This is a genomic window from Mucilaginibacter sp. GW821-FHT07H05 (assembly GCF_059418485.1).
Genome location: NZ_JBWKPY010000005.1, coordinates 344,261 through 369,518 on the forward strand (window position 1 = coordinate 344,261; position 25,258 = coordinate 369,518).

Consider the following 25,258-nt stretch of genomic DNA (forward strand, 5'->3'; position numbering starts at 1 on the left):
AATAGATCAAACCCAATACGATGCAATTGAAAAATATATTCCGTAAGAAAAATAGCGCTGCACAAAAACCAAAAAAATCAAAACTGCGCGAGTGGGGCGATGCCATATTGTTTGCTGTTGTGGCTTCTACCATTATTCGCGGCCTGCTGTTTTCGGCTTATGCCATCCCCTCCGGATCGATGGAAGGCAGCCTGCTTACCGGCGATTATTTGTTTGTCAGCAAAATTAATTATGGCCCGCGCATGCCTTTTACCCCCATAGCTATTCCGTTTACCGAATCGACCGTTTACGGTGTAAAAACTTATTGGGATGCCATCCAATTGCCTTACCTGCGCCTGCCCGGTTTATCGGAAGTTAAGAAAGGCGATATTGTAGTGTTTAACAAGCCCGAGGAAGCCGACCCATCCTATAACCGCCCCGTTGATGTGCGGACCAACCTCATTAAGCGATGCCAGGCTACTGCGGGCGATACCTTGCAGATCATCAACGCCCAGGTTTATGTTAATGGTAAAGCCGCGGTGAACCCGCCAAAATCGCAAACCGAATATATTGTTACTACAGATGGCAACGACCTGAACCAACAGGTTTTACTGGATTTGAGTATCCAGGTAATGCAACAGCAAACGGCCAATTTATATATGATGGTGATCCCCAATGAGCATTTAGCACAGTTTAAAAGCTATACCAATATAAAAAGTGTAGCGCCAGTGAGAGAAGTGGCCGGCATGTATAACCCCGAGGTTTTCCCGCATAACGAATATTTTAAATGGAACCAGGATAATTTCGGCCCGCTGGTGATGCCTAAAAAAGGGATGACCATAGCGCTGAACGACTCGACCATGACGCTATACCGCCGCGCTATTGAACTATATGAAGGCAATAAGGTGGCCGTTAACGGGAAGGAGATCCTGATCAACGGTACAAAAGCTAAAAGCTATACTTTTAAAATGAACTACTACTGGATGATGGGCGATAATCGCCACAATTCGCTGGATTCGCGCTTTTGGGGCTATGTGCCCGAAGACCATGTGGTGGGTAAAGCCATGATCACCTGGATGAGCATCGACTCGACAGGGACGTTCCTGGACAAAGTACGCTGGAACAGGATTTTGCGGGTGATTAAATAAGTGATTTCGGAAGTCGGATGTTTGATTTCGGATTTAGCAGGTAAAAACTGTCTGTGATATCTAAACCCGATAGTAACGGAAAGCCCGGAATGAAGCGCAGCGGAGTGAGGACTTGGAGTGAATAGCGGGGCTACAGAACCTATGGAAAACTGACGCTCATTTTCAAAACTTATAACATTTCAGTATGTTGACATCAATATTTTAATGGAGATGCCGCTATACCAAAAAAGGCCACTCCGGAATAACCGAAGCGGCCTTTTAAAACCTATAAAGGATATATTATAACTGTTTAGCCAGTTTATCAGCCAATACCGATTTTGGTACAGCGCCAATTTGCTTATCAACAATTTCGCCGTTTTTGAAGAACAATAAGGCGGGGATGTTACGGATACCGAATTTCATTGAAATGCCGGGGTTATTGTCAACATTTACTTTGCCAACAACAGCTTTGCCGTCGTATTCTTTTGCAATTTCTTCCACTACCGGGCCAACCATTCTACAAGGGCCGCACCATTCTGCCCAAAAGTCAACCAATACGGGTTTATCAGATTTAAGCACAAGCTCCTCAAAGTTTGCGTCAGTAATTTCTAAAGCCATGATTTTTTAATTTTTTAGTTCAACAAATATATACTATTCAATTTGCTTGCCACAACTACAGGGCTGACAATGTGACAAATTAATTACGTGTTAATAACTTATTTATAATTTGATGACGAATCGTCATATACCGATCGGTATTTTACTGACTAATTAGCGTGTGGTGTTGGTGGTAATTTAACCACAGAGTGCACAGAGGTCACAGAGCGTAAATTTCCCTTCTGTGTGCAAGGCTTTGTGTTCTTTGTGGCTTCTCTCCTTTGTGAACTTTGTGGTTAAACTCTCACATTAAAAATCGGCGCAAAAAAATCATCTCAAAATTCGCTACCTTAGCCTTAATGGCAGCATTAAATAACGATCAGCAGATACGGCACCTGGCTAATCTTGAATTACTGGCGCGGCAGGTAGTAGAGGGCTTTATTACCGGCCTGCATCAAAGCCCGTTCCACGGGTTTTCGGTTGAGTTTGCCGAGCACAGGCTGTATAATAATGGCGAATCAGTTAAAAATATCGACTGGAAACTATTTGCCCGTACCGATAAGCTTTTTGTGAAACAGTTTGAAGAGGAAACCAACCTGCGCAGCTACCTGTTGCTGGATACCTCATCAAGTATGAATTTCCCCGATAAAGGATTAAGTAAGCTGCAGTTTTCGGTTTACGCCATCGCCTCGCTGATGTACCTGTTTAAAAAGCAGCGGGATGCTTTTGGGTTAGCCTTGTTTTCGGATAAGGTAGACTGGCTGAGCATGGCGCGCTCAACCACTACACACCTGTTTTATTTGTTTGCCGAACTGGAGAAGGCCTACAATCAGCCTAAAACCAATACCCTTACCGATATTGGTGAGGTATTACACCATATTGCCGAGGATGTGCACCAACGATCGATGATCATCATTTTTAGCGATATGATGGAAAATAGCCTGAACCCCGAAAAAATGCAGGCACTTTTCGCGGCTATACAACACCTGAAATATAAAAAGCACGAGGTGATCATTTTTAACGTAAGTGATAAAAAGAAAGAGCTGGATTTTGATTTTGATAACCGCCCGCACCATTTTATAGATATGGAAAGCGGCGAGGAAATGAAAGTGCACCCGGGCCGCATTCGCGAAACTTATAAAACCGCTTTAAACGAATACCGCCATCAACTGGAACTAAAATGCGCTCAATATCATATCGACCTGATTGATGCTAACATACACGACGGTTATAACCAGATACTGAAAGCCTATCTGGTAAAACGCGCGGCGATGAATTAAGTGAATGTGCAGATATGCAAATGTGCGTATGTGCAAATGAAAAGCGAAGGGCTGTCACAAACAATGTCATTTCGAGCGTAGAGAGAAATCTTATACGACATGAATATCGCACACAGAAGATTTCTCCTCGCGCCATTACACAATCCCATCCGGCTCGTTCGAAATGACAAGCTATTTTTACAGTGAATACTAAATGAAAAACTACTACTACTTTATAATATTACTCATCATCACCCTCGTTGCCTGTAACAGTGGGAATAACAGCGGCGGCAAAACCATCTTTAATATTAATATGGACGAAGGCCTGACCAGCATGGACCCGGCCTTTTGCCGTAATCAGAACACCATTTTAACCGATAATCAATTATATAACGGATTGGTGCAGATTGATGATAGCCTGATCACCCGGCCCTGTATAGCCAAAAACTGGGAAGCAGATGATGCCGGCCTGGTTTATACCTTCCACCTGCGTAATGATGTTTATTTTCATGATGATCCTCACTTTGCCGGGGGCAAAGGCCGTAAAGTAATTGCGAAAGATTTTGTTTACAGCTTTGGCCGGCTGATAGATCCTAAAGTAGCATCGTCCGGCGCCTGGATATTTAATGATAAGGTAAGCGGTCCGCAGGATTTTATTGCCGTTAACGACAGTACTTTTAGCATCAGGCTAAAACAGCCTTTCCCTCCGTTGTTAAGTTTATTAACAGCGCAATACTGCTCGGTTGTACCTAAAGAAGTGGTGGACTTTTATGGTAAGGATTTCCGCAGCCACCCGATAGGGACCGGCCCTTTCATGTTTAAATACTGGAAAGAGGGAGAGGTATTAGTGTTATTGAAAAATCCGCATTATTGGGAGCGGGACAGTAATGGGAAACAACTGCCTTATTTAGATGCCGTGCGTGCAACCTTTATCAGCGATAAGCAAACGGCCTTTATGGAATTTATAAAGGGCAAAGAAGATTTTTTTAATGATATTGATGGCAGTTACCGCGATGATATCCTCAGTAAATCGGGCCATATTACTAATAAGTATAAGGGCAAGTTTATCATGAATACCCGCCCGTTTTTGAACACTCTGTATATGGGCATGCTGGTTGATACTAATTTGGCTATCGTAAAAAAATCGCCGCTGAGGATAAAAAAAGTGCGCCAGGCTATCAACTACGCCATCAATAAAGTAAAAATGGTAAAGTATCTGCGCAATAGCCTGGGTGTACAGGGCAATTCGGGCTATATCCCTATGGGTATGCCGGGTTTTGATGCCACAAAGGTAAAGGGCTATAGTTACGACCCCGAAAAAGCACGCAGGTTATTAGCCGAAGCCGGTTTCCCAAATGGCAGGGGTATGCCCGAAATTGTATTACATACCACCGTAGGCTACCGCAACCTGATAGAATATGTGCAGGGCGAATTAACCCGCATTGGCATTAACACCCGGGTAGAGATTGTACAGGGAAGCAGCCTGCGCGAACTGGTAGGTAAAAACGGGGTCAACTTTTTTTATGGTACCTGGATAGCCGATTACCCGGATGGCGAGAACTATATGTCGCTTTTTTACTCCAAAAACAAGGTGCCGTTTGGGCCAAACTATACCGGCTTTCATAATAAACAATTTGATGCCTTATTTGAGCAGGCCTACCATGTGAAAGATAACGCCAAACGCTACGAGTTGTATCGCCAGATGGATAACCTGGTGATGGAAGAATCGCCGGTGGTAGTGTTATATTATGATAAACTGGTGAACCTTTACCAAAACAACATCAGCGGTTATAGCAATAATGCCCAAAACTTACTGATATTGAAACGGGTAGTAAAGCACTAAAATAAATCTTCACCTGTATGTAAAGATTTAGGCAGCGGCTATCCAGAAGCCTAATTAATTACAATTTTTGTAAATTAGCTGAATTTATCGGGTCACGGTTACTATGAGTGAAAGAACAATACTGGTTTGGTTTAGGAACGATCTGCGCATTGATGATAATGAAATTTTATTAGAAGCAACGCGCAAGGCCGATCAGGTGATCCCCGTGTATTGTTTCGACCCTTATTATTTTAAAACAACGCCGGCCGGGACGCTAAAAACCGGGCATTTTCGCGCTAAGTTTTTAATCGAATCGGTTGCTAACCTGCGGGCTAATTTACGGGCCATGGGTTCCGAACTGATTGTACGTATTGGTCCGCCCGCCGAAGTGATACCCCAATTGGCTACCGAATACCAGGTGAACGAGGTTTATCATCACCGCGAGGTAGCATTTGAAGAAACCGGTATATCCGAACAGGTAGAGGCCGCCCTGTGGAAGATTAAACTGAACCTGAAGCATTTTATAGGGCATACCCTTTATCATAAAGAAGATCTGCCCTTTCCCATTAAAGATATTCCCGACAGTTTTGCCACTTTCCGTAAAAAGATAGAGCGCGATAGTTCGGTGCGCAGGATAGCGCCATCGCCAGCCAATATTCATACGCCGCCAATTACGGATGCCGGCGAAATCCCTGCACTGCAGGATCTTGGCCTGGATGAACCTGTGGCCGATCCGCGGGATCATTTTCATTTTACCGGTGGCGAAACCGTAGCACAGAAGCGATTGCAACAATATTTCCTGAACTTTGATTATGCTGTTAACGGTAAAAACGTGCGTAATGCCACCTCGGGGTCGCAACTTTCGCCCTGGTTAACGTTTGGCTGCATATCGCCAAGGCAGGTATACTGGGAGGCCATTAAGCACGAGCACCATACCAACCATTCGCTGATACTGGAGCTGCTTTGGCGCGATTACTTTCGCTTTATGTTTAAAAAGTACGGCAACCAGTTTTTTAAAGCCGATGGTTTTAAGGACGAAGCACCTGTTGTAAGCGCGGATCAGCATGCTTTGTTAGAGCAGTGGAAAACCGGTAATACCGGCGTACCCTTTGTGGATGCCTGCATGCATGAGTTAAATGCCACCGGTTATATCAACAATTATTGCCGCCAAACGGTAGCCATCTATTTGGTGCGCGAAATGAAGGTGGACTGGACCAAAGGCGCCGCTTATTTTGAAGAGCAGCTGATAGATTATTCGCCCGCCAGCAATTGGGGCAACTGGGCCTTTATAGCCGGGGTGGGCAGCGATCCGCGCGATAATAAATACTTCAATAGCACCAAACCCGCCGCCGGCCACGATCTGAAAGATGAATTTATACAAACCTGGCTGCCGGCAAGTGGTGCCGAGCTGGATGCGCTGGCTGGATAGTTTTTACAGGGTTTATATTGTACTTGCTAATTATTCATCAAAAAAATATACTATTTCATAAAAACCATCGTATATTTAATATCATGAACCTGTTCGAGCAATTCACGGTTATTATAGGTGGTTTAGCCATTTTATTTGAAGGCTGGGACTACGTACGCAAGTACGTCCATAAATTATTGCACTAATTTCGATAAGAAAATCCCATCCCATAAAAAAAGCGCCGCAATTATTGCGGCGCTTTTTCTTTGTCATTCTGAGCGGGAGCGAAGAATCTAACGTTAGCAGAGCGGATCTGCAAAGTAGAATGTGTTACTGTAGATTCTTCACTATCGTTCAGAATGACATATGGGTCAAAAAAAACGCCCCAAGTATTGAGGCGCTTTTTATCTTTCGGACTTTCGGTCTTCCCGTCTTCCGGACTATATTATATCCCAAACTCGGCCCTTACCTTATCAACGTAATCCAGTTTTTCCCAGGTAAACAGTTCTACTTCTTTGCTTACCGATTGGCCATCGGGGCTGTAAAACGTTTTAGTTACGGTTTGGCTTGGCTTACCAAAGTGTCCGTAAGCCGCGGTTTCGCTATAAATAGGGTTACGCAGTTTAAAACGGGTTTCAATAGCGTAAGGGGTCATGTTAAAAATGTGCTCTACCTTGGTGGCAATTTCGCCATCGGTTAGGCCAACTTTACCGGTACCGTAAGTGTTTACGTAAATACCCATAGGCTGGGCAACACCAATAGCATAGCTTACCTGCACCAATACTTCGTTACAAACGCCGGCAGCTACCAGGTTTTTAGCAATGTGGCGGGTAGCGTAAGCAGCCGAGCGGTCAACCTTTGATGGGTCTTTACCGCTGAATGCACCACCGCCATGGGCGCCTTTGCCACCGTAGGTATCCACAATAATTTTGCGGCCGGTTAAGCCGGTATCGCCATGCGGGCCGCCAATCACAAACTTGCCGGTAGGGTTAATATGGTATTTAATCTTGTCGTTAAAAAAGTGGGCGTATTTGGCATATTTAGCTTTTACACGCGGTATCAGGATGTTGATCATATCCTGCTTTATTTTAGCCAGCATGGCTTGTTCCTCGTCAAAATCATCGTGCTGGGTTGATATCACTATCGCGTCGATACGGATAGGCTGGTTGTTATCATCATACTCCAGTGTAACCTGCGATTTTGCATCCGGGCGCAAATACTTAATATCGGTCAGCTCGCGGCGTATTACAGCCAGCTCCAATAATAAAGCATGGGCAATATCCAAAGCCAAAGGCATATAGTTGTCGGTTTCAATGGTAGCGTAACCAAACATCATACCCTGGTCGCCGGCGCCTTGCTCTTCCTTGCTGGTACGGTCAACACCCTGGTTAATATCCGGCGATTGCTCGTGAATGGCCGATAGCACCCCGCAGCTGCTGCCATCAAACATATACTCGCCTTTGGTATAACCAATTTTATTGATCACATCGCGGGCAATTTTCTGTACATCTAAATAAGCTTTTGATTTTACCTCGCCGGCTAAAATTACCTGGCCGGTAGTTACCAAAGTTTCGCAAGCCACCTTCGATTCGGGGTCGAAAGCTAAAAAGTTATCAATTAACGCGTCTGATATCTGGTCGGCAACTTTGTCCGGGTGCCCTTCTGATACGGATTCTGATGTGAATAAATATGGCATAATTTTTTATATAAGATACTATACGAAAGCAGGCACGAAAGGGATTGCAAAAGAAAAGAGCACGAGTTTTTTTAGCACTTTTTTACGTGGTTGCAATCCAGCCCGGTTAGCAGGGCATCAAATCAGTCCACTTTCAGGCGCAAATGTAAAACAATTTTACAAAAGCCGAAAATAGGTTACTTTTGACCGCTGAAAAAAATGTGGTTTGAAAAGTAAAATATTATTCATTATCAATCCGGTATCCGGGGGCAAAAAAAAAGACGAGGTACCCGCGCTGATACAACAGCACCTGGATGCTGCAAAATATGATTATGCCATCGTATACACCACCGGTGTTGCCCATGCCCGTAAATTAGCTGCCGAAGCCGCGGTGGAATATGATATTGTTGTTGCCGTAGGCGGCGATGGCACGGTTAATGAAATAGCATCGGCCCTGGTGGGTACCGATACCGTACTTGGTGTTATCCCTTTTGGATCGGGCAACGGGCTATCCCGGTTTTTAAGCATCCCCATGGATATTGAAGGCGCTATTAAAAATTTAAATAACCACCGGGTAGAAACCATTGATGCCGGTAAGGTAAACGGAAAATATTTTTTTAATATGGCCGGTATGGGCTTTGATGCCCACATTAGCGAAGTATTCTCGCACGATAAAAAGCGGGGCTTTGGGGCATATATTAAGTCATCGTTCAGGGAGATCACTAACTACAAGTCCGAAACCTACCAGCTGGATATCGACGGTGAAGCTTATACTAAACAAGCCTTTATGCTCAGCTTTGCCAATTCATCGCAATATGGCAATAACGCGCATATATCGCCCCACGCTTCGGTGCAGGATGGTTTGCTTGATGTTTGCGTGGTAAAACCTTTTCCCCTGTATATGTTTATTGTGATGGGGTTACGGATGTTTACCAAAACTACCGAGGCCTCCCAGTATGTAGAGATCATCCGCGGTAAGCAAATTACCGTAAAGCGCGAAAAGGAAGGCCCCATTCACCTGGACGGCGAACCACAGATAATGGGCGCCAATATTGTGGTAGAAGTGTTACCAGCGGCGTTAAAACTAATTACAGGCAGTACTTATAAAGCATGAGTCCGATTTACGTATACATATTGCGAATCAATAAACCCATGTCATTTCGATAGAGCAGGGATGGGATTGTGCGATGGGGCGAAAGAGAAATCGTGTACGCGCGATAGGTAGGTTGTATAAGATTTCTCCTCACCCCAGTCTATAACCCCTGCAGGTTCGTTCGAAATGACATGGGGGCTTATTCCGAACTTAAGTCATAAAGCATAGATAAGCATGTCAAAAAAAAACAAAAACACCGGCGGCATCATGTATTCAACCGATCCGGGTTTTACGCCCAAGGCCGATCCGCAACCATCGTCAGGCACCCTGCCACCCCAACAGCAAAACCTGCGCATTTTCCTCGACCGTAAGGGCGGGGGTAAAATGGTGACCGCCATTGCCGGCTTTGTAGGCAGCGAGGCCGATATGGAAGCGCTGGGCAAAAAACTGAAAAGTAAATGCGGCGTAGGCGGCTCGGTAAAAGATTTTGAGATCCTGATACAAGGCGACCACCGCGATAAGATCCTGACCCTGCTGCAAGCCGATGGGTATAAGGCGAAGAAGGCGGGTGGGTAGGTTCTACCTTCAGAGTTAACCAATTTCTATGTCCCAGAGGGACTACCTGTTTGTAGAAAAAATAGAGAAAGACGATATTGCCCCGGCCAGGGGCTGCCCTTTTGTCTTTGATAGGCTGTCACTATCTATGAAAGGCTTTGTGATATTCAAATTAATTTTGGCGTTGCCTGCGGCCCGGGCTATCCGTTGCAAGTCCTCGCCAGGCCCTCGCACAAGCCAACCGGCTCCGGGCTTTCCACTGCTATCCCTAACGCTTCTTTGTCTGAACCTTGATTAAACGGATTTGTAGAATTGGCAGGATTTAGTATGCTGTAGATTGAATTAGTTGCTCCTTCAATCGCTAAATCAGCGTCAGCACTTTAGAAGCAAAAAAAACCGCAAAATTAAATTATGCCCAACGGGGGCTTTGCCAAATAAACCCTAAATAAAAGCTGATTACTGTATTTATAACAGTAAATATTAAAATTAGCTTAGTGTATTGGGTGTTGTTTGTATATTATTGTTAATCAGTATTTTATGTTAGTGTAAAATCTACATAATTGAAATATTTATTCAAATTTTCTTGGTTGGTGGGCAATATAATTGCTATGTTTGCATAGCTTTTATAAACCAATTTAATGAAGAAAATCGCTAACCAACTACCCGACCTGGATTACTTAAACCTGGGCCGGGCTAAGGAAGTATTTTATCAATTTACCCCTGCCCAACTTGTTCAATCGGCCCTTAAACGGAATGAAGGCGTACTGGCCGATTCGGGCGCTTTAGCTATTGATACCGGTAAATTTACCGGCCGCTCGCCTAAAGACCGCTTTATTGTAGAAGACGATATTACCCGCAACACAGTTTGGTGGGGCGATGTCAACATTAAATTTGATCCCGTAAAATTTGATCAGCTGTTTAATAAAATGACCGATTATTTAAGCAGCCGGGAAATTTTTGTGCGCGATGCCTGTGCCTGCGCTAACGAGAAATATCACCTGGATATCCGCGTGGTTACCGAAACGGCTTATCAAAATCTATTTGTACACCATTTATTCATCCGCCCTGAGCTGATTGACCCCGGGTCTAAACCGGAGTGGACCATCATAGCCGCCCCCGGTTTTATGGCCGATCCGGAAGCGGACGGTACCCGGCAGGCCAATTTCTCTATCATCAACTTCAGTAAAAAAATAATATTGGTAGGCGGCTCGGGCTATACCGGCGAGATCAAGAAAGGGATCTTCTCGGTATTGAACTTTATCCTGCCGCACGATAGAAAGGTACTGTCTATGCATTGCTCGGCCAACGTAGGTGTTAAGGGCGATACGGCCATCTTCTTCGGCTTATCCGGCACCGGTAAAACTACCCTCAGCGCCGATCCTGAACGTAACCTGATAGGGGATGACGAGCACGGCTGGAGCGATTATACCATATTTAACTTTGAGGGCGGCTGTTATGCCAAGTGTGTGAACCTCACGGCCGAAAGCGAGCCGCAGATCTTTAACGCCATCAGGTTTGGATCGCTGCTGGAGAATGTGAACTTTTATAAAGGTACCAGCCGCGTAAACTTTGCCGATATAGCCAAAACCGAAAATACCCGCGTATCCTATCCGCTAAATTATATCAGCAACGCGGTGATCCCATCGATAGGGGCATCGCCAAAAAATATTTTCTTTTTAACTGCCGATGCTTTTGGGATACTGCCGCCTATATCAAGATTAACGCCCGAGCAGGCCATGTACCACTTTATATCGGGCTATACCGCCAAGGTTGCCGGTACCGAAGATGGCATAACGCACCCCGAAGCTACTTTTTCGGCTTGCTTTGGTAAAGCCTTTTTGCCCTTGCACCCGGTAGCATACGCCCGCCTGCTTGGCCGTAAAATAAAAGAGCACCATGTAAACGTGTGGCTGATTAACACCGGCTGGACCGGCGGCGCCTTTGGTACCGGCAAACGCATGCGCCTTAAATATACCCGGGCCATGATAACCGCCGCGTTAAACGGCCAGCTGGATAATGTACATTTTGAACCGCATCATATATTTGGGGTAAACATCCCGTTAACTTGCCCTAACGTACCCGATAATATCCTTAACCCCCGTAAAACCTGGGCCAATCCGGATGAGTATGATGAGCGCGCTAACGACCTTGCCGCCTTATTTACCAGGAACTTTGAACAATACGCTAAATACAGTACAACCGAAATTTTAAATGCGGGCCCCGGTATCACTATATCAGTTTAGTTACATACATTTTTGTTTGTATCCTTGCTAATCTTAAAAAAAATAGTTTTTATTGTAAAAAATTGTCTGTAACAAGACAATTTTTTTATTTGGTGTCGTTATTAAGTCGTAATATTAGCAACTTTCTAAAACGGCAGCATATTAAATTATTATTAATAATAACAGATTGCGTTTTTTTATGTTAATAAAATTATAAATTTGTTATTCGGCTTTCATTAAGCATTTTAATTAACTATAACATATAAACAAAAACTAAAAACTAAATTTTAAAAGTAATGGCAAACGCACCAAAACCAACTACACCTGTTAAAAAAGAAGGCGGCTCAGGATCAGGTATTTTCGCTACCCTGGTAATCCCAATCTGCTTTGTTATCGCATTATTATTATTCCTGTTTGTTTTGGGTGATCCAAGTCACTACAAAGGCGGCGATGTTGTAAATGGCGAACCAACCGACTACTTCGGTACTGTACACAAAGGCGGAGTTATTGTACCGGTATTGATGACCATGTTATTAATGCTGATCGTTTTCTCTATCGAAAGGTTTGTAGTAATTGGTAAAGCATCAGGTACCAGCAGTGTTGATTCATTCGTTCACAAGATCCAGGTTTTCCTTAACCAGGGCAACATTGATGCAGCAAGCGCTGAGTGCGACAAGCAAAAAGGCTCTGTAGCCAACGTAATTAAATCGGGCTTAAAGAAATATAAAGAAATGGAAGTTGAGCCAAACCTGGACGTTGACCAGAAAACTTTAGCTATCCAAAAAGATATTGAAGAAGCAACCGCATTAGAAATGCCAATGTTAGAGCAAAACTTAACCATCATAGCTACCCTGGTATCTATCGGTACCCTGTTAGGTTTGTTAGGTACAGTAACCGGTATGATCAAGGCCTTCCAGGCACTGGGTGCATCAGGCGCTCCAAGCCAGTCGGCACTTGCGGTAGGTATCTCTGAAGCGTTGATCAATACCGCTTTAGGTATCAGTACTTCGGCTTTCTCAATTATCATGTACAACATCTTTACATCAAAAATTGACAGCCTTACTTACGCAATTGACGAAACAGGATTCAGCATTGTACAAACATTTGCTGCATCTCACAAAAACAAATAAAATTTAGTGTATAGTTAATACCCGGCCACGTGCCGGGTATTATATCACCATTCCACTAACTTTTTATTTAATTAAACGACATTATGCCAAGAGTAAAGATTCCAAGAAAGAGCACAGCGATTGACATGACGGCCATGTGCGACGTTGCCTTCCTGTTGCTTACTTTCTTCATATTAACAGCAAAACCCCGTACAGATGACCCTATCCCGGTGGATTCACCGGCTGCAGCCATCACCAATCAATTGCCGGAATCGGATGTTGCAGTACTGACCGTTGGCCAAAAGAAAATATTTTTTGGCGTTGAAGGTGTCGAGATCCGCAAGCAAACGCTGGCCAAAATGGGTGAAAAATACAATATCTCCTTCACGGCCGACGAAGCTAATAAATTTGCGGCGCTGCCTACCTTTGGTGTGCCAATTGGTTCGTTAAAGCAATTTTTAGCGCTGGATGCCGAGGAAAAGAAAGCCTATGTGCAGCCAGGTATACCTATTGATACCACCGATAATAACCAGCTGTTTGACTGGGTAAGGCAATCGCGGATTGTTACTGCAAGTTTGGATGCTAAAGAAATGAAAGTTGCTATTAAAGGCGACGCTAAAGAAGAGTATCCAACCATTGCAATGATTATTAAGGTTTTGCAAAAACAAAAAGTTAACAAATTTGCGTTAATCACTAACGTTAAAACCGTAGCAAAGTAAAAACATGGCAGAATTAGATACCTCCTCCGGTGGCGGTAAAAAAGGCGGCGGGAAAGTAAGAACCAAGAAGAAATCGACACGCGTTGACTTAACAGCGATGGTGGATCTGGCCTTTTTGCTGGTTACTTTCTTCATGCTTACCACCACCCTTAATAAACCCAAGGCGATGGACTTGGTGATGCCTGATAAAGACGAGAAAGTAAAAGATCAGTTAGCTGTACCAGAATCGCGTACGTTAACCATTTTATTAGGTGCAAACAATAAGATAGAATGGTACCGCGGTTTACCCGGTAAATTTATAGGCGCCCCAACTACCGATAATTATGGTAAAAACGGCATCCGTAAAACATTGATAGAACTGAAGCAAAAAGTATTCGAAGAGTCGGGCGGTAAACCGCTGATCGTGCTGGTTAAGCCAAGCGATCATTCGGTTTACAAAAACATGGTTGATATCATGGACGAATTGAATATCGCTAAAATTGATATCCGTGCTATTGTTGATATTTTACCCGGCGAAGTTGATCTTTTGAAAAGGGACGGCAACTATTAAAAAATAAACTAAATATTTAGTTGTTAATTTAAATAATAAACTATATCTTTAGTCGTTAAATAATTAATAAACAAAACATCATGTCCATATTAGGCTCAAAATTAGATATTTTAAAACCAGAGTGGCTTGAGATTGTTTTCAATGATAGAAACAAAGCTTACGGAGCATACGAGTTAAGAAAGCAAAACCCTAAAAGTACCGTTAAGGCGCTTGTTATTACGCTTGTCTTTTTTATTGTAGCAGTTTCGGCGCCAACTATCATTAACAAGATCAAGGGCTTTATACCAAAAGCCAAAGAAAAGGTTAAAATTGTAGAAGTGGTATTACCACCTCCACCCCCGGATGCGGCCAAAAAACCACCTCCGCCACCACCCGAACCACCAAAACCAAAGGTTGACCAGATGCGTTTTCCACCTCCGGTAGTAAAACCCGATAACGAGGTTAAAGAAAAAGATCCGCCAACGGTTGAAGAGTTAAAAGTTGCCGACCCGGGTCAGAAAGACCAAAAAGGCGATCCTACAGCAGCCATCCGTATAGATGAGCCTGTTGGTAATTCGGATACAAAAGCGGTTACCGAAGACGTAAACGAAATTTTTACAGCTGTAGAGCAAAGCGCGGAGTTTCCGGGCGGCCAGGATAAATTTACTGCTTACCTGAGCAGGAATATCCATTACCCTGCAGTTGCACGTGAAAATAACATACAAGGTAAAGTATTCCTTCAGTTTGTAGTGGAGAGAGATGGTAGCTTAACCGACATTAAAGTAGTGCGCGGTATAGGTTCCGGTTGCGATGATGAAGCAGTACGCGTTATCAAAGCTTCTCCAAAATGGAGGCCAGGTATGCAAAACGGCCGTGCCGTTCGTCAGCAATATACTGTTCCGATCAGCTTCACTTTGGCAGATCAGTAAGATATTAATGTCATATTTTTATAAACGTGAGCAAAAATCGCCCCCAAGGCGGTTTTTGCTTATTTTAGGAATTGCCCTGTTAGTGAGTATCACGGCATTTGGGCTAATGATATTGCTTTGGGATAAGTTGGCCCTGGCAATGGGTTTATCAACCTGGCACAGAACGGGTTTTGGAGTATTATGTATACTATACGCCATCCTGCGCAGTTCGAGGCTGATATTTAGGAAGAAGGATGTTGATGAACAGTAAAAGAAATGTATTTCTTATTGTTTTAAGTATAGCGCTGGTGGTTTTGTTTCAGGCATGTAAACAAAACAAAGGTAAAGTTACTACAGACACCTTTATGACGGGAAAAGCCGATTTTTTAATTGACGAATCGTGCGCGCCCATAGTTGATGAGGAAGTTTATGTTTTTAAAGCCTTATATCCGCAGGCTAAGCCCCGGTTACTTTATAAAACAGAGAACGAACTGTTAAGGCTTTTATTAAACGATAGCATTACGTTTGCTATCATGACAAGAAATTTAAGCCCGGCCGAAACTAAGATCATGAAAGATCATACCCTGCCGCCGGAGGTAAACAGGTTTGCAATTGACGCGGTAACACTCATTGTAAACAAAACATCAAACGATACGCTGATAACTGTATCCGAGGTGAAAAACATGCTGGTTGGCAAAGCAAAGACCGATAAGGATATTGTTTTCGACAATCCAAACTCGAGCCTGGTACGCTACCTGAAAGAACTGGCCGGCAGTACCGAATTAAAGGCTAAAAACGTATACGCGCTAAAATCAAACAAAGAGGTGATCAGGTACGTAAGCAGCCACCCCAATGCGATAGGCATTACCGGCTTTGCCTGGTTAAATGACCCGGATGATGATTATAAGGACGCGGTTGAAAAAGTGAAAATAGTAGGTGTAAAAGACGATAGCCGGAAAGATGACATTGGTTTTACTAAACCATCGCAGGAAACCCTGGCTCTAAAACAATATCCGCTTACCCGCGCATTATATATTATTAATTGTTTGGGCAGGCAGGGTTTGGGCACAGGGTTTGCATCCTTTATATTAAGTGACAGGGGGCAAAGGATTATATTAAGATCGGGACTGTTGCCCGATTCTATACCCGGTAGGGAAATAAATATTATTAAACAGTAAACTAAAACTATAAATAGAGCCATGAAAATGATTAAAAGAGTAGCGATGTCGATAACGGCACTGGTATTTATAGGTTCATCAGTTTTTGCGCAAAGTCTCGCCGACGCCAAAAAAGCTATTGACGCCGAACAATATCAGAAAGCTAAAAGTATGCTTAAAAACCTGACAGTAACACAACCCACCAGCGACGAGAACTGGTTTTACCTGGGTTGGGTGTACGTTAAACAGGATTATTCTGATTCTGCTAAAACCGCTTTTAATAAAGGTGTAGCTATTAACCCAAAATCGGCCTTAAACTATGCCGGTTTAGGCGCTGTTGCCCGGTTGGAGAAAGACCAGGCCGGCGCAACATCAAACTTTAACCAGGCTTTAACCTTAGCCGGTAAGGATAGCAAACCATATTTATATGTAGGTAAAAGCTATTTGCTGCTGGTTGCTCCGGCTACCGTAGTAACGCAGGCTAACGCCGATGCAGCTATCGCCGTGTTGGAAAAAGGTAAAACGGTTAACCCTAAAGTAAAGGATGCCGACCTGATGGTGACCCTGGGTGATGCTTATGTATCGCAACTGAAAAGCACCGACGCTTACAAAAATTACTCGGACGCTTTAGCCGCCGATCCAAAATCACTGACAGCTAATGTAGCCGAAGGTGTATTGTGGAGGCTGGCTAATAACTGGGAGTCGGCCGCTAACCAGTTTAAAGCTGCACTGGCTATCGACCCTAACTACGGTCCCGCTTACCGCGAATGGGCTGAAACCGATTTGCGCCAGGCAAAACTTGATATGAAATCAGCATCCGAAAAAGTAAAGGAAGCGGTTGAATTTTACAGGAAATATCTAAGCCTGACCGATATGTCGTTAGAGTCGCAAATGCGTTATGCCGACTTTTTGGTGAACTTAGGCGATTATAAAGCTTTACAGGAAACAACCCAGCAGTTAGCAAAATATGCTAACAGTAACCTGCGTGTTTACCGTTATTTAGGTTACGCGGCTTATGAAAATAAAGATTATCCGGCCGGTTTAACAGCTTTAAACAAATGGATCAGTCAGGCTGGCGAAAAACGCATCCTGCCGCGCGATTATCTTTACTTAGGCCGCCTGCAAATGGCATCAGGTAATGATTCGCTGGGTATCCAATCATTGAAAAAAGCTTATGATATGGATACTACCCAGGCTGATGTGTTCCTTGAAATTGCAAAAAATAACTACGCTAAAAAGAAATATGTAGCTGCTGCCACTGCTTATCAGGATTACTTCGATAAATCTCACAAAGGTTTAGTGTTGGAGCATTTTTACCAGGCTAACGCCTACTATTACGGTTTCTTATACCCGGCACCTGGTGTAAAACCTGACAGCACCCTTTTAACAAAGGCTGACTCTGGCTATAGCTATGTGAACCAAAAATTGGGTAAACCAAATGCTTCGGCAGTACAGTACAGGGCTTTTATTGCCGATTTAAAAGATGCCGACCGTAACAACATTAAAGGTTTAGCTAAACCTTTTTATGAACAATACATCGCATTAGTTACAGCAAAACCTACTTTAACAACATCTGATAAAGCAGATTTGGCTGATGCTTATGTTTACTTAGCACGCCTTTATGAATATAAGGATAAAGATGATGCTAAAACGCTGGAAGCTTATACCAAGGCTAAGGAGTATGACCCTGCAAACAAAGGTGTGGTTGCCTATTTCTCGCGAAAGCCGGGCGCTAAAACAGCTAAATAAGTATAAATTTTAATACAAATAGGAAAGCTCCCCGGTACTATCCCGGGGAGCTTTTTTTATAAGCAGTACATTATTATATTTGCGACATGGAAGCACAGAGTTCGGCAATTAATTATTTGCCTATCATAATACAAATGCTGGTAGCGGTTGGTTTTGCGGTTGGTACCATGTTTGCCACCCACAAGCTTGGCCCTAAACGCCAAACCAAAGATAAGCTAACGCCATTTGAATCGGGTATTGAAGTAATTGGTAACGCGCGTACACCCATATCCATCAAATATTTTTTGGTGGCTATTTTATTTGTGCTTTTTGATGTAGAAGTAATATTTATGTATCCATGGGCAGTAAATTTCAGGGAATGGGGAGTGAAGGGTTTGATAGAGATGTTTATTTTTATGGGTACCCTGTTGCTTGGCTTTATCTATATCCTGAAAAAGAAAGCGCTGGATTGGGATTAATACAGCCCTCCCAACCCTCCCCGAAGAGGAGGGCTTTTAGAAGGGTTACGTTTAAGTCTCCGCTTCGGGGAGATTTAGAGGGGTATTCTTTAGATTGATTCTAAATACGTTGGTCCTATCATAGTGTACTTTTAACAACGTTTAATTATTGTAAATTTGCAAGTCGGTTTTTTTGCCGGCAAGCTTTATTATTTGTTGGAATTCATGAGTGATATTCAGATTGTTGAAGCTCCTCCGGGTGTAGAAGGTTCCGGTTTTTTTGCCACCAAGCTGGATCAGGCTGTTGGTTTGGCCCGGTCATACTCTTTATGGCCATTGCCGTTTGCTACCTCGTGCTGCGGTATCGAGTTTATGGCTACCATGGCATCTCATTACGATCTTTCCCGTTTCGGCGCCGAGCGTTTAAGCTTTTCGCCCCGCCAGGCCGATCTGCTGATGGTAATGGGTACCATATCTAAAAAAATGGGACCGGTTTTGCGCCAGGTTTACCTGCAAATGGCAGAGCCACGCTGGGTAATGGCCGTTGGCGCCTGCGCATCAAGCGGAGGTATCTTTGATACCTATTCGGTTTTACAGGGTATTGATGAGGTGATCCCGGTTGACGTTTACGTACCCGGCTGCCCGCCCCGACCTGAAGCTATTATTGATGGCTTTATGCAGATCCAAAAACTGGTTCAAACCGAATCAGGCCGCAGGCGCGAGTCTCCGGAATATCAGAAACTATTAGCATCATACGGTATCCAGTAATGAGCACCATCACAAACGAAGAAATTATCGGGCTGATAACCGCTAAATTTGGCGACACCGTAATAAGTGAAGGCGAACCATACGGCTTGTTAACTATACAAACCGGCCGCGAGCAGATCATCGACCTGCTGACTTTCTTAAAAGAACACGCTACACTTAAATTTGGCTTTTTAACAGATATTACCGCCATACATTATCCCGAACTGGAGAAACCTATCGGGGTAATTTATCACCTGCACAGCCTGCAAAATAATATTCGCATCCGCATTAAGGTTTTTATGGCCGATGGCGATGTGCATATACCCAGCGCTACCGTTTTATGGGATGGCGCTAACTGGATGGAACGCGAGACTTACGACTTTTTTGGCGTGAATTTTACCGGTCACCCGGATTTAAGAAGAATATTAAATGTTGACGACATGACGGTTTTCCCGATGCGCAGAGAGTATCCGCTGGAAGACCCTAACCGTGTTGATAAAAAAGATTACTTTTTCGGAAGATAGCAAATGCATAACCATCCTGTATTTACAGATAACGACCCGCAAAGCGAGCTTTCTACCCTTAACCTGGGGCCAACCCACCCGGCCACGCATGGCGTTTTCCAAAACGTGCTGCAGCTGGATGGCGAGCGTATTGTAAGCGGCGTATCTACCATTGGGTACATTCACCGGGCATTTGAAAAAATTGCCGAACACCGCCCGTTCTACCAGATCACCCCGCTGACAGACAGGCTGAACTACTGCTCGTCGCCCATCAATAACATGGGCTGGCACATGACGGTAGAGAAGCTACTGAACATCCAGTTACCTAAACGGGTAGATTACCTGCGTGTAATTATTATGGAACTGGCCCGTATTGCCGATCATATTGTATGCAACGGTGTATTGGGTGTTGATACCGGCGCTTTTACAGGTTTCCTGTATATGATGGAGCACCGTGAAGCTATTTATGAAATTTACGAAGAGATCTGCGGATCGAGGCTGACCACTAACGTGGGCCGTATAGGCGGTTTCGAGCGTAATTTTAACGATATATTTTTCCGCAAGGTGCGTAAGTTCCTGGTGGATTTCCCCGCAGGACTGGCCGAGTTTGAGGCGCTGTTTAACCGTAACCGCATTTTTATCGACCGTACCAAAGGCGTGGCCGCGGTTACTGCCGAAGCTGCCCTAAGCTATAGCTGGACAGGCCCGCTGCTGCGTGCTGCCGGTGTAGATTATGATGTGCGGGCGATGAACCCATACTCCAGCTACCAGGATTTGGATTTTGAAGTGCCCGTAGGTACCAGCGGCGACGTTTACGACCGCTTTTTGGTGCGTAACGAAGAAATGAAGCAAAGCATGCGCATGATTGAGCAATGCTTAAAGCTGATTGAAAAAGAAGACAGCACTATTTTCCACGCGGATGTGCCGGCTTATTACCTGCCCCCGAAGGAAGAAGTTTATAATAATATGGAAGCGTTGATCTATCACTTTAAGATAGTGATGGGCGAGGTAGAAACCCCTGTTGGCGAAGTTTACCATTCGGTTGAGGGCGCTAACGGCGAGTTAGGTTTTTACCTGGTTAACGATGGCGGCCGATCGCCGTACCGTTTGCATTTCCGCAGGCCAAGCTTCATCAATTACCAGATGTATGCGCCAATGAGCCGCGGCATGCTACTGTCTGACGCGATTATTAACATGAGTAGTTTAAACGTTATAGCCGGAGAGTTAGATGCTTAAAGTTGAAGATACACAAGCGCCTGTAACATTTAGCGCAGGGCTGATTGCCCAGTTTGCTGATGTAGTGAGCAGGTATCCGGAAGGTAAGCAAAAATCGGCCCTGTTGCCTATCCTGCATATTGTGCAGGCCGAATACGGCTGGTTAAGTGCACCTGCCATGGATAAGGTGGCCGAATACCTGGATATTTTACCAATTGAAGTTTACGAGGTAGCTACCTTTTACAGCATGTACTTTATGCGCCCGCAAGGCAAATATGTGCTGGAAGTTTGCCGCACCGGCCCCTGCGAAATTGTTGGCGCAGGCAAGATCATGGATCATATCGAAGCGGCATTAGGTGTTAAGGAAGGCGAAGTTACTGCCGATGGCCTGTTTAGCTGGCGCGGGGTAGAGTGCTTGGCTGCCTGCGGTTACGGCCCGGTTTTACAGATCGGCCCTGAATATACCTTCTACGAGAATTTGACTAATGAATCGGTTAACCAGCTAATTGGTGACCTTAAAGCGAAAGCAAAAAACTAAGACTACCCGTCATCCCGAACTTGTTTCGGGAACCCACACGGCAGGCAACTATGCATGTGGGGTGCTGAAACAAGTTCAGCACGACATATAGAGATAAATAAGATGAAGGAATTAAACGGAAGGACAACGCTGATAATTTGGGATATTGCCTTAATGGTTGGCATTATGCTTTTGGTTTTTAAATTTATCCCTGAAAATTATAGCGTAATGACGGGCTTTTTAACTGCCATTATACTATCAACTTGTGTAAGAAATCATATTGCCGCTTATAAATTAACCGGTAAAATATATTAGCCGTAATGGGACGCAAATTATTATTAGAACATATCAACGTACCCGGCATCAATACTTTTGATGTTTACCGCCAGAAAGGCGGTTATGCTGCTGTGGAAAAGGCTTTGAAAAAACTGACCCCCGAAGAAGTGGTGGAAGAGGTGAAAAAGTCGGGTTTACGCGGCCGTGGTGGTGCAGGTTTCCCTACCGGGATGAAGTGGGGCTTTTTGGCCAAGCCGGAAGGTGTTGCCCGTTACCTGGTTTGTAATGCCGATGAATCAGAACCCGGTACTTTTAAAGATCGTTACCTGATGACCTATATCCCTCACTTATTAATTGAGGGGATGATTGTGGGTAGTTACGCCTTAGGCGCTAAGGTATCGTACATATACGTTCGTGGTGAAATGATGCCGCAGATCCGCATCCTGGAAAAGGCCATTGCCGAAGCCAAAGCTGCCGGATTTTTAGGTAAAAATATATTAGGCACCGGTTACGACCTGGAACTGTACGTACAGCCCGGTGGCGGCGCCTACATTTGCGGCGAAGAAACCGCGTTGCTGGAATCATTGGAAGGCAAGCGTGGTAATCCGCGTATCAAACCGCCATTCCCGGCTATCGCCGGTTTATATGGCTGCCCTACGGTAGTAAATAATGTGGAATCAATTGCTGCGGTTGTGCCTATTATTAATGATGGTGCCGATGAGTATGCTAAAATAGGTATAGGCCGCAGTACCGGTACTAAACTGATATCAGCCGGTGGCAATGTCCGTAAGCCTGGTGTTTACGAAATTGATTTAGGCTTACCCGTTGAAGAATTTTTATACAGCGACGAATATTGCGGCGGTATAGCCAATGGCAAACGCCTGAAAGCGGTTGTGGCCGGCGGTTCGTCGGTGCCCATTTTGCCGGCTAACCTGTTTATGAAAACCGTTAATGGCGAAGCACGCCTGATGAGCTATGAATCATTAGCCGACGGTGGTTTTGTAAGCGGCACCATGATGGGTTCGGGTGGCTTTATCGCTTATGACGAAGACCAGTGCATTGTGCGCAATACCTGGAACTTCACCCGTTTTTATCACCACGAAAGCTGCGGACAATGTTCGCCCTGCCGTGAGGGTACCGGCTGGATGGAGAAGGTTTTGCACCGCCTGGAATACGGCCACGGAAAAATGAGCGACATGGACCTGTTGGTTGATGTATCTAAAAAAATTGAAGGTAATACGATTTGTCCGCTGGGTGATGCGGCTGCATGGCCGGTGGCCAGCGCTATCCGCCATTTCAGGGATGAGTTTGAGTGGCATGTATCACACGCAAGTGAAGCGACAACACGTAATTTTGGATTAGCGCATTATGCCGATCCACTACCGAAGCCGGAAGAGAAGGTGGCGTAACAGGATTTCGAATTTCGGAATGTCGATTTCGGAATTGAAAACAAAATAGTTTGTCATTGCGAGGTACGAAGCAATCGCGAACTATGCATTACCGCTTTGCTTGTGTGCGATTGCTTCGTACCTCGCAATGACAAGGTGGAGAATAATAAAAAAGAAAAACTTTGACTAAGAAAAATGTCAGATAAACATAAAGTAACCATAGACGGGATAGCCATTGAGGTAGATGCCGGGACAAGCATCCTGAATGCCGCGAGGCTGATAGGGGGCGATATTGTTCCGCCTGCTATGTGCTATTACTCTAAGCTGGAAGGCAGCGGCGGTAAATGCCGTACTTGTTTGGTGCAGGTAAGCAAAGGATCAGACAAAGACCCGCGGCCTATGCCTAAGCTGGTAGCCAGTTGCCGTACCACGGTAATGGACGGCATGGAAGTAAAAAACATCACATCGCCCGAGGTGATTGAAGCCCGTAAAGGTGTGGTGGAAATGCTGCTGATCAATCACCCGCTGGATTGCCCGATATGCGATCAGGCCGGCGAATGTGACCTGCAGAATTTAGGCTATGAGCATGGCGCGGCTAAAACCCGTTACGAGTTTGACCGCCGTACATTTGAGAAAATCGACATTGGTGATAAGATCCAGCTGCACATGACACGCTGCATTTTGTGCTACCGCTGTGTATTCACTGCCGATCAGATCACCAATACCCGTTTGCACGGGATCTTAAACCGCGGCGACCATTCCGAAATTTCTACCTATATCAGCAAGGCTGTTGATAACGATTTCTCTGGAAACGTAATTGATGTTTGCCCGGTTGGTGCTTTAACCGATAAAACTTTCCGCTTTAAAAACCGGGTTTGGTTTACCAAGCCGGTAGACGCACACCGCGATTGCGACCACGAAAACTGCAATGGTAAAGTAACCCTTTGGTACAAAGGCGAAGAAGTGATCCGCGTAACAGCCCGTAAGGATGTTTACGGCGAGGTTGAAGAATTTATTTGCAATACCTGCCGCTTTGATAAAAAGAAAACCAGCGATTGGGTAATTGAAGGCCCGCGCAATGTTTCCAACAAATCGGTGATCAGCAGTAACCATTATACCATGCTGCACCCGCTGCCGGTGGTAAAAGCCAACCCGCTGCTGCAGGAAGCCAATAAAGAACAATTTGAACGAGATACACGCTTATAATGGGATTATCTGAATTATTGATTAAAGCAATCCTGGTGGTGATCATTTTCGCCATTAGTTTGGTAGTGGCCATGTACAGCACCTATGCCGAGCGTAAAGTTGCCGCGTTTTTGCAGGATAGGGTAGGCCCTAACCGTGCCGGTCCGTGGGGTATTTTACAGCCATTGGCCGATGGCGGCAAGATGTTTATGAAGGAAGAAATTATCCCCACAAGGGCCAGCGGTTTCCTTTTTATAGTAGGCCCTTCGCTGGCTATCATGACGGCCTGTATCGGTTCGGCAGTGATACCGTGGGGACAAAAAATTGTTGCCGGCTCGGTTGTGATCGATCTGCAGGTGACGGATATTAACGTAGGCATCCTGTATATCTTCGGTGTGGTATCCTTAGGTGTTTATGGCGTAATGATAGGCGGCTGGGCATCCAATAATAAATACTCGTTGCTGGGCGCTATCCGTGCGGCATCGCAAAATATCAGCTACGAAATTTCGATGGGCCTGTCCATCATCGCTTTACTGATGGTTAGCGGTACTTTAAGCCTGAAGGAAATAGCTGAAAATCAACATGGCTTTTGGCATGATGGCTGGTTTAGCTGGTACGCGTTTAAACAACCTTTAGGCTTTTTACTGTTTTTAGTTTGCGCTTTCGCGGAAACTAACCGGTCGCCGTTTGATTTACCCGAGTGCGAAACCGAACTGGTAGGCGGTTATCATACCGAATACTCATCCATGAAACTGGGTTTTTACCTGTTTGCCGAGTATATCAACATGTTTATTTCATCGGCAGTAATGGCTACGCTTTATTTTGGTGGTTATAACTATCCGGGTATGGATTGGGTGACCGCTCATGTGGGGCCTGTTATTGGTCCGCTGGTGGGTACGGTTGTGCTGTTTGCAAAAATATTCGCGTTCATCTTCTTCTTTATGTGGGTACGCTGGACTATCCCGCGTTTCCGTTATGACCAGTTGATGGACCTGGGCTGGAAGGTATTGATCCCTTTAGCTATCGCCAATATTGTGCTTACCGGCGCCTGGATCACCGTTTACGACAAAATTTTTAAGTAA

At 44.6% G+C, this 25,258-nt stretch carries 25 protein-coding genes; 23 read left to right on the forward strand and 2 right to left on the reverse strand.

Annotated features, from left to right (window positions below):
- The first annotated feature begins 20 nt into the window (after positions 1 to 20).
- Positions 21 to 1,127 carry a signal peptidase I gene (gene lepB / locus AC07M6_RS15515; RefSeq protein ID WP_494890930.1) on the forward strand — a complete coding sequence of 369 codons (1,107 nt, stop codon included), beginning with the start codon at positions 21 to 23 and terminating at the stop codon, positions 1,125 to 1,127.
- 279 nt (positions 1,128 to 1,406) lie between these two features.
- Here lepB and trxA read toward each other — a convergent pair whose 3' ends face one another.
- The gene (gene trxA, locus AC07M6_RS15520) at positions 1,407 to 1,724 is read right to left on the reverse strand and encodes a thioredoxin (RefSeq protein WP_494890932.1); all 318 of its coding nucleotides are present in this window, start codon (positions 1,722 to 1,724) and stop codon (positions 1,407 to 1,409) included.
- 338 nt (positions 1,725 to 2,062) lie between these two features.
- Here trxA and AC07M6_RS15525 point away from each other — a divergent pair, with 338 nt between their 5' ends.
- The 3 genes from AC07M6_RS15525 to AC07M6_RS15535 all read left to right on the forward strand — a co-directional run bounded on the left by AC07M6_RS15525 (position 2,063) and on the right by AC07M6_RS15535 (position 6,213).
- On the forward strand, positions 2,063 to 2,983 hold the full coding sequence (locus AC07M6_RS15525; RefSeq protein ID WP_494890934.1) for a DUF58 domain-containing protein: 921 nt from the start codon (positions 2,063 to 2,065) through the stop codon (positions 2,981 to 2,983).
- A gap of 193 nt (positions 2,984 to 3,176) precedes the next feature.
- On the forward strand, positions 3,177 to 4,805 hold the full coding sequence (locus AC07M6_RS15530; protein ID WP_494890936.1) for an ABC transporter substrate-binding protein: 1,629 nt from the start codon (positions 3,177 to 3,179) through the stop codon (positions 4,803 to 4,805).
- A 103-nt stretch (positions 4,806 to 4,908) separates the two neighbouring features.
- The gene (locus AC07M6_RS15535; protein ID WP_494890938.1) at positions 4,909 to 6,213 is read left to right on the forward strand and encodes a DASH family cryptochrome; all 1,305 of its coding nucleotides are present in this window, start codon (positions 4,909 to 4,911) and stop codon (positions 6,211 to 6,213) included.
- A 424-nt stretch (positions 6,214 to 6,637) separates the two neighbouring features.
- Here AC07M6_RS15535 and metK read toward each other — a convergent pair whose 3' ends face one another.
- Positions 6,638 to 7,888: a methionine adenosyltransferase gene (metK, locus tag AC07M6_RS15540; protein ID WP_494890939.1), complete on the reverse strand. Its 1,251-nt coding sequence runs from the start codon at positions 7,886 to 7,888 to the stop codon at positions 6,638 to 6,640.
- A 205-nt stretch (positions 7,889 to 8,093) separates the two neighbouring features.
- Between metK and AC07M6_RS15545 the strand changes: the two genes are divergently transcribed.
- The 19 genes from AC07M6_RS15545 to nuoH all read left to right on the forward strand — a co-directional run bounded on the left by AC07M6_RS15545 (position 8,094) and on the right by nuoH (position 25,258).
- Positions 8,094 to 8,981, forward strand: coding sequence for a diacylglycerol/lipid kinase family protein (locus AC07M6_RS15545; RefSeq protein ID WP_494890940.1), 888 nt, complete (start codon positions 8,094 to 8,096; stop codon positions 8,979 to 8,981).
- Positions 8,982 to 9,194: 213 nt separating this feature from the next.
- On the forward strand, positions 9,195 to 9,536 hold the full coding sequence (locus AC07M6_RS15550) for a translation initiation factor (RefSeq protein WP_494890941.1): 342 nt from the start codon (positions 9,195 to 9,197) through the stop codon (positions 9,534 to 9,536).
- Positions 9,537 to 10,153: 617 nt separating this feature from the next.
- Positions 10,154 to 11,758, forward strand: coding sequence for a phosphoenolpyruvate carboxykinase (ATP) (pckA, locus tag AC07M6_RS15555; protein ID WP_494890942.1), 1,605 nt, complete (start codon positions 10,154 to 10,156; stop codon positions 11,756 to 11,758).
- Between the two features lie 275 nt (positions 11,759 to 12,033).
- Positions 12,034 to 12,867: a MotA/TolQ/ExbB proton channel family protein gene (locus AC07M6_RS15560; RefSeq protein WP_494890944.1), complete on the forward strand. Its 834-nt coding sequence runs from the start codon at positions 12,034 to 12,036 to the stop codon at positions 12,865 to 12,867.
- 83 nt (positions 12,868 to 12,950) lie between these two features.
- On the forward strand, positions 12,951 to 13,565 hold the full coding sequence (locus tag AC07M6_RS15565) for an ExbD/TolR family protein (protein ID WP_494890945.1): 615 nt from the start codon (positions 12,951 to 12,953) through the stop codon (positions 13,563 to 13,565).
- A 4-nt stretch (positions 13,566 to 13,569) separates the two neighbouring features.
- Positions 13,570 to 14,115 (forward strand): ExbD/TolR family protein, encoded by a 546-nt coding sequence (locus AC07M6_RS15570; RefSeq protein ID WP_494890946.1) that lies wholly within the window; start codon positions 13,570 to 13,572, stop codon positions 14,113 to 14,115.
- A gap of 80 nt (positions 14,116 to 14,195) precedes the next feature.
- Positions 14,196 to 15,023, forward strand: a complete 828-nt coding sequence (locus AC07M6_RS15575) for an energy transducer TonB (protein WP_494890948.1) — start codon at positions 14,196 to 14,198, stop codon at positions 15,021 to 15,023.
- A gap of 7 nt (positions 15,024 to 15,030) precedes the next feature.
- Positions 15,031 to 15,273 carry a hypothetical protein gene (locus tag AC07M6_RS15580; RefSeq protein ID WP_494890950.1) on the forward strand — a complete coding sequence of 81 codons (243 nt, stop codon included), beginning with the start codon at positions 15,031 to 15,033 and terminating at the stop codon, positions 15,271 to 15,273.
- Positions 15,263 to 16,180 carry a PstS family phosphate ABC transporter substrate-binding protein gene (locus AC07M6_RS15585; protein ID WP_494890952.1) on the forward strand — a complete coding sequence of 306 codons (918 nt, stop codon included), beginning with the start codon at positions 15,263 to 15,265 and terminating at the stop codon, positions 16,178 to 16,180. Before AC07M6_RS15580 ends, AC07M6_RS15585 begins: the two co-directional genes overlap by 11 nt.
- A 21-nt stretch (positions 16,181 to 16,201) precedes the next feature.
- Positions 16,202 to 17,908 (forward strand): tetratricopeptide repeat protein, encoded by a 1,707-nt coding sequence (locus AC07M6_RS15590; RefSeq protein ID WP_494890954.1) that lies wholly within the window; start codon positions 16,202 to 16,204, stop codon positions 17,906 to 17,908.
- 86 nt (positions 17,909 to 17,994) lie between these two features.
- Entirely contained in the window at positions 17,995 to 18,366 is a 372-nt protein-coding gene (locus AC07M6_RS15595; RefSeq protein ID WP_494890956.1) for an NADH-quinone oxidoreductase subunit A, read from the forward strand.
- 204 nt (positions 18,367 to 18,570) lie between these two features.
- Positions 18,571 to 19,113 (forward strand): NADH-quinone oxidoreductase subunit B, encoded by a 543-nt coding sequence (locus tag AC07M6_RS15600; protein WP_494890958.1) that lies wholly within the window; start codon positions 18,571 to 18,573, stop codon positions 19,111 to 19,113.
- Positions 19,113 to 19,616: an NADH-quinone oxidoreductase subunit C gene (locus tag AC07M6_RS15605; protein WP_494890960.1), complete on the forward strand. Its 504-nt coding sequence runs from the start codon at positions 19,113 to 19,115 to the stop codon at positions 19,614 to 19,616. Before AC07M6_RS15600 ends, AC07M6_RS15605 begins: the two co-directional genes overlap by 1 nt.
- A 3-nt stretch (positions 19,617 to 19,619) precedes the next feature.
- Positions 19,620 to 20,831, forward strand: coding sequence for an NADH-quinone oxidoreductase subunit D (locus tag AC07M6_RS15610; RefSeq protein WP_494890962.1), 1,212 nt, complete (start codon positions 19,620 to 19,622; stop codon positions 20,829 to 20,831).
- Positions 20,824 to 21,348 carry an NADH-quinone oxidoreductase subunit NuoE family protein gene (locus AC07M6_RS15615; RefSeq protein WP_494890963.1) on the forward strand — a complete coding sequence of 175 codons (525 nt, stop codon included), beginning with the start codon at positions 20,824 to 20,826 and terminating at the stop codon, positions 21,346 to 21,348. The genes AC07M6_RS15610 and AC07M6_RS15615 overlap by 8 nt, the downstream gene beginning before the upstream one ends.
- 102 nt (positions 21,349 to 21,450) lie before the next feature.
- Positions 21,451 to 21,642: a hypothetical protein gene (locus AC07M6_RS15620; RefSeq protein WP_494890964.1), complete on the forward strand. Its 192-nt coding sequence runs from the start codon at positions 21,451 to 21,453 to the stop codon at positions 21,640 to 21,642.
- A 5-nt stretch (positions 21,643 to 21,647) separates the two neighbouring features.
- Positions 21,648 to 23,012, forward strand: a complete 1,365-nt coding sequence (gene nuoF / locus AC07M6_RS15625; protein ID WP_494890965.1) for an NADH-quinone oxidoreductase subunit NuoF — start codon at positions 21,648 to 21,650, stop codon at positions 23,010 to 23,012.
- Positions 23,013 to 23,186: 174 nt separating this feature from the next.
- Positions 23,187 to 24,197: an NADH-quinone oxidoreductase subunit G gene (locus AC07M6_RS15630; RefSeq protein WP_494890966.1), complete on the forward strand. Its 1,011-nt coding sequence runs from the start codon at positions 23,187 to 23,189 to the stop codon at positions 24,195 to 24,197.
- Entirely contained in the window at positions 24,197 to 25,258 is a 1,062-nt protein-coding gene (nuoH, locus tag AC07M6_RS15635; protein ID WP_494890967.1) for an NADH-quinone oxidoreductase subunit NuoH, read from the forward strand. Before AC07M6_RS15630 ends, nuoH begins: the two co-directional genes overlap by 1 nt.

Excerpts from the sequence above, each read along its gene's own strand:
- metK (WP_494890939.1), bottom strand. The coding sequence starts at position 7,888 with ATGCCATATTTATTCACATCAGAATCCGTATCAGAAGGGCACCCGGAC.
- AC07M6_RS15610 (WP_494890962.1), top strand. The coding sequence starts at position 19,620 with ATGCATAACCATCCTGTATTTACAGATAACGACCCGCAAAGCGAGCTT.
- AC07M6_RS15605 (WP_494890960.1), top strand. The coding sequence starts at position 19,113 with ATGAGCACCATCACAAACGAAGAAATTATCGGGCTGATAACCGCTAAA.
- AC07M6_RS15585 (WP_494890952.1), top strand. The coding sequence starts at position 15,263 with ATGAACAGTAAAAGAAATGTATTTCTTATTGTTTTAAGTATAGCGCTG.
- AC07M6_RS15595 (WP_494890956.1), top strand. The coding sequence starts at position 17,995 with ATGGAAGCACAGAGTTCGGCAATTAATTATTTGCCTATCATAATACAA.
- AC07M6_RS15600 (WP_494890958.1), top strand. The coding sequence starts at position 18,571 with ATGAGTGATATTCAGATTGTTGAAGCTCCTCCGGGTGTAGAAGGTTCC.
- AC07M6_RS15525 (WP_494890934.1), top strand. The coding sequence starts at position 2,063 with ATGGCAGCATTAAATAACGATCAGCAGATACGGCACCTGGCTAATCTT.
- AC07M6_RS15570 (WP_494890946.1), top strand. The coding sequence starts at position 13,570 with ATGGCAGAATTAGATACCTCCTCCGGTGGCGGTAAAAAAGGCGGCGGG.
- AC07M6_RS15530 (WP_494890936.1), top strand. The coding sequence starts at position 3,177 with ATGAAAAACTACTACTACTTTATAATATTACTCATCATCACCCTCGTT.
- lepB (WP_494890930.1), top strand. The coding sequence starts at position 21 with ATGCAATTGAAAAATATATTCCGTAAGAAAAATAGCGCTGCACAAAAA.
- AC07M6_RS15620 (WP_494890964.1), top strand. The coding sequence starts at position 21,451 with ATGAAGGAATTAAACGGAAGGACAACGCTGATAATTTGGGATATTGCC.
- AC07M6_RS15580 (WP_494890950.1), top strand. The coding sequence starts at position 15,031 with ATGTCATATTTTTATAAACGTGAGCAAAAATCGCCCCCAAGGCGGTTT.
- AC07M6_RS15565 (WP_494890945.1), top strand. The coding sequence starts at position 12,951 with ATGCCAAGAGTAAAGATTCCAAGAAAGAGCACAGCGATTGACATGACG.
- AC07M6_RS15560 (WP_494890944.1), top strand. The coding sequence starts at position 12,034 with ATGGCAAACGCACCAAAACCAACTACACCTGTTAAAAAAGAAGGCGGC.
- nuoF (WP_494890965.1), top strand. The coding sequence starts at position 21,648 with ATGGGACGCAAATTATTATTAGAACATATCAACGTACCCGGCATCAAT.
- AC07M6_RS15575 (WP_494890948.1), top strand. The coding sequence starts at position 14,196 with ATGTCCATATTAGGCTCAAAATTAGATATTTTAAAACCAGAGTGGCTT.
- AC07M6_RS15630 (WP_494890966.1), top strand. The coding sequence starts at position 23,187 with ATGTCAGATAAACATAAAGTAACCATAGACGGGATAGCCATTGAGGTA.
- pckA (WP_494890942.1), top strand. The coding sequence starts at position 10,154 with ATGAAGAAAATCGCTAACCAACTACCCGACCTGGATTACTTAAACCTG.
- AC07M6_RS15550 (WP_494890941.1), top strand. The coding sequence starts at position 9,195 with ATGTCAAAAAAAAACAAAAACACCGGCGGCATCATGTATTCAACCGAT.
- AC07M6_RS15615 (WP_494890963.1), top strand. The coding sequence starts at position 20,824 with ATGCTTAAAGTTGAAGATACACAAGCGCCTGTAACATTTAGCGCAGGG.
- AC07M6_RS15535 (WP_494890938.1), top strand. The coding sequence starts at position 4,909 with ATGAGTGAAAGAACAATACTGGTTTGGTTTAGGAACGATCTGCGCATT.
- AC07M6_RS15590 (WP_494890954.1), top strand. The coding sequence starts at position 16,202 with ATGAAAATGATTAAAAGAGTAGCGATGTCGATAACGGCACTGGTATTT.
- trxA (WP_494890932.1), bottom strand. The coding sequence starts at position 1,724 with ATGGCTTTAGAAATTACTGACGCAAACTTTGAGGAGCTTGTGCTTAAA.
- nuoH (WP_494890967.1), top strand. The coding sequence starts at position 24,197 with ATGGGATTATCTGAATTATTGATTAAAGCAATCCTGGTGGTGATCATT.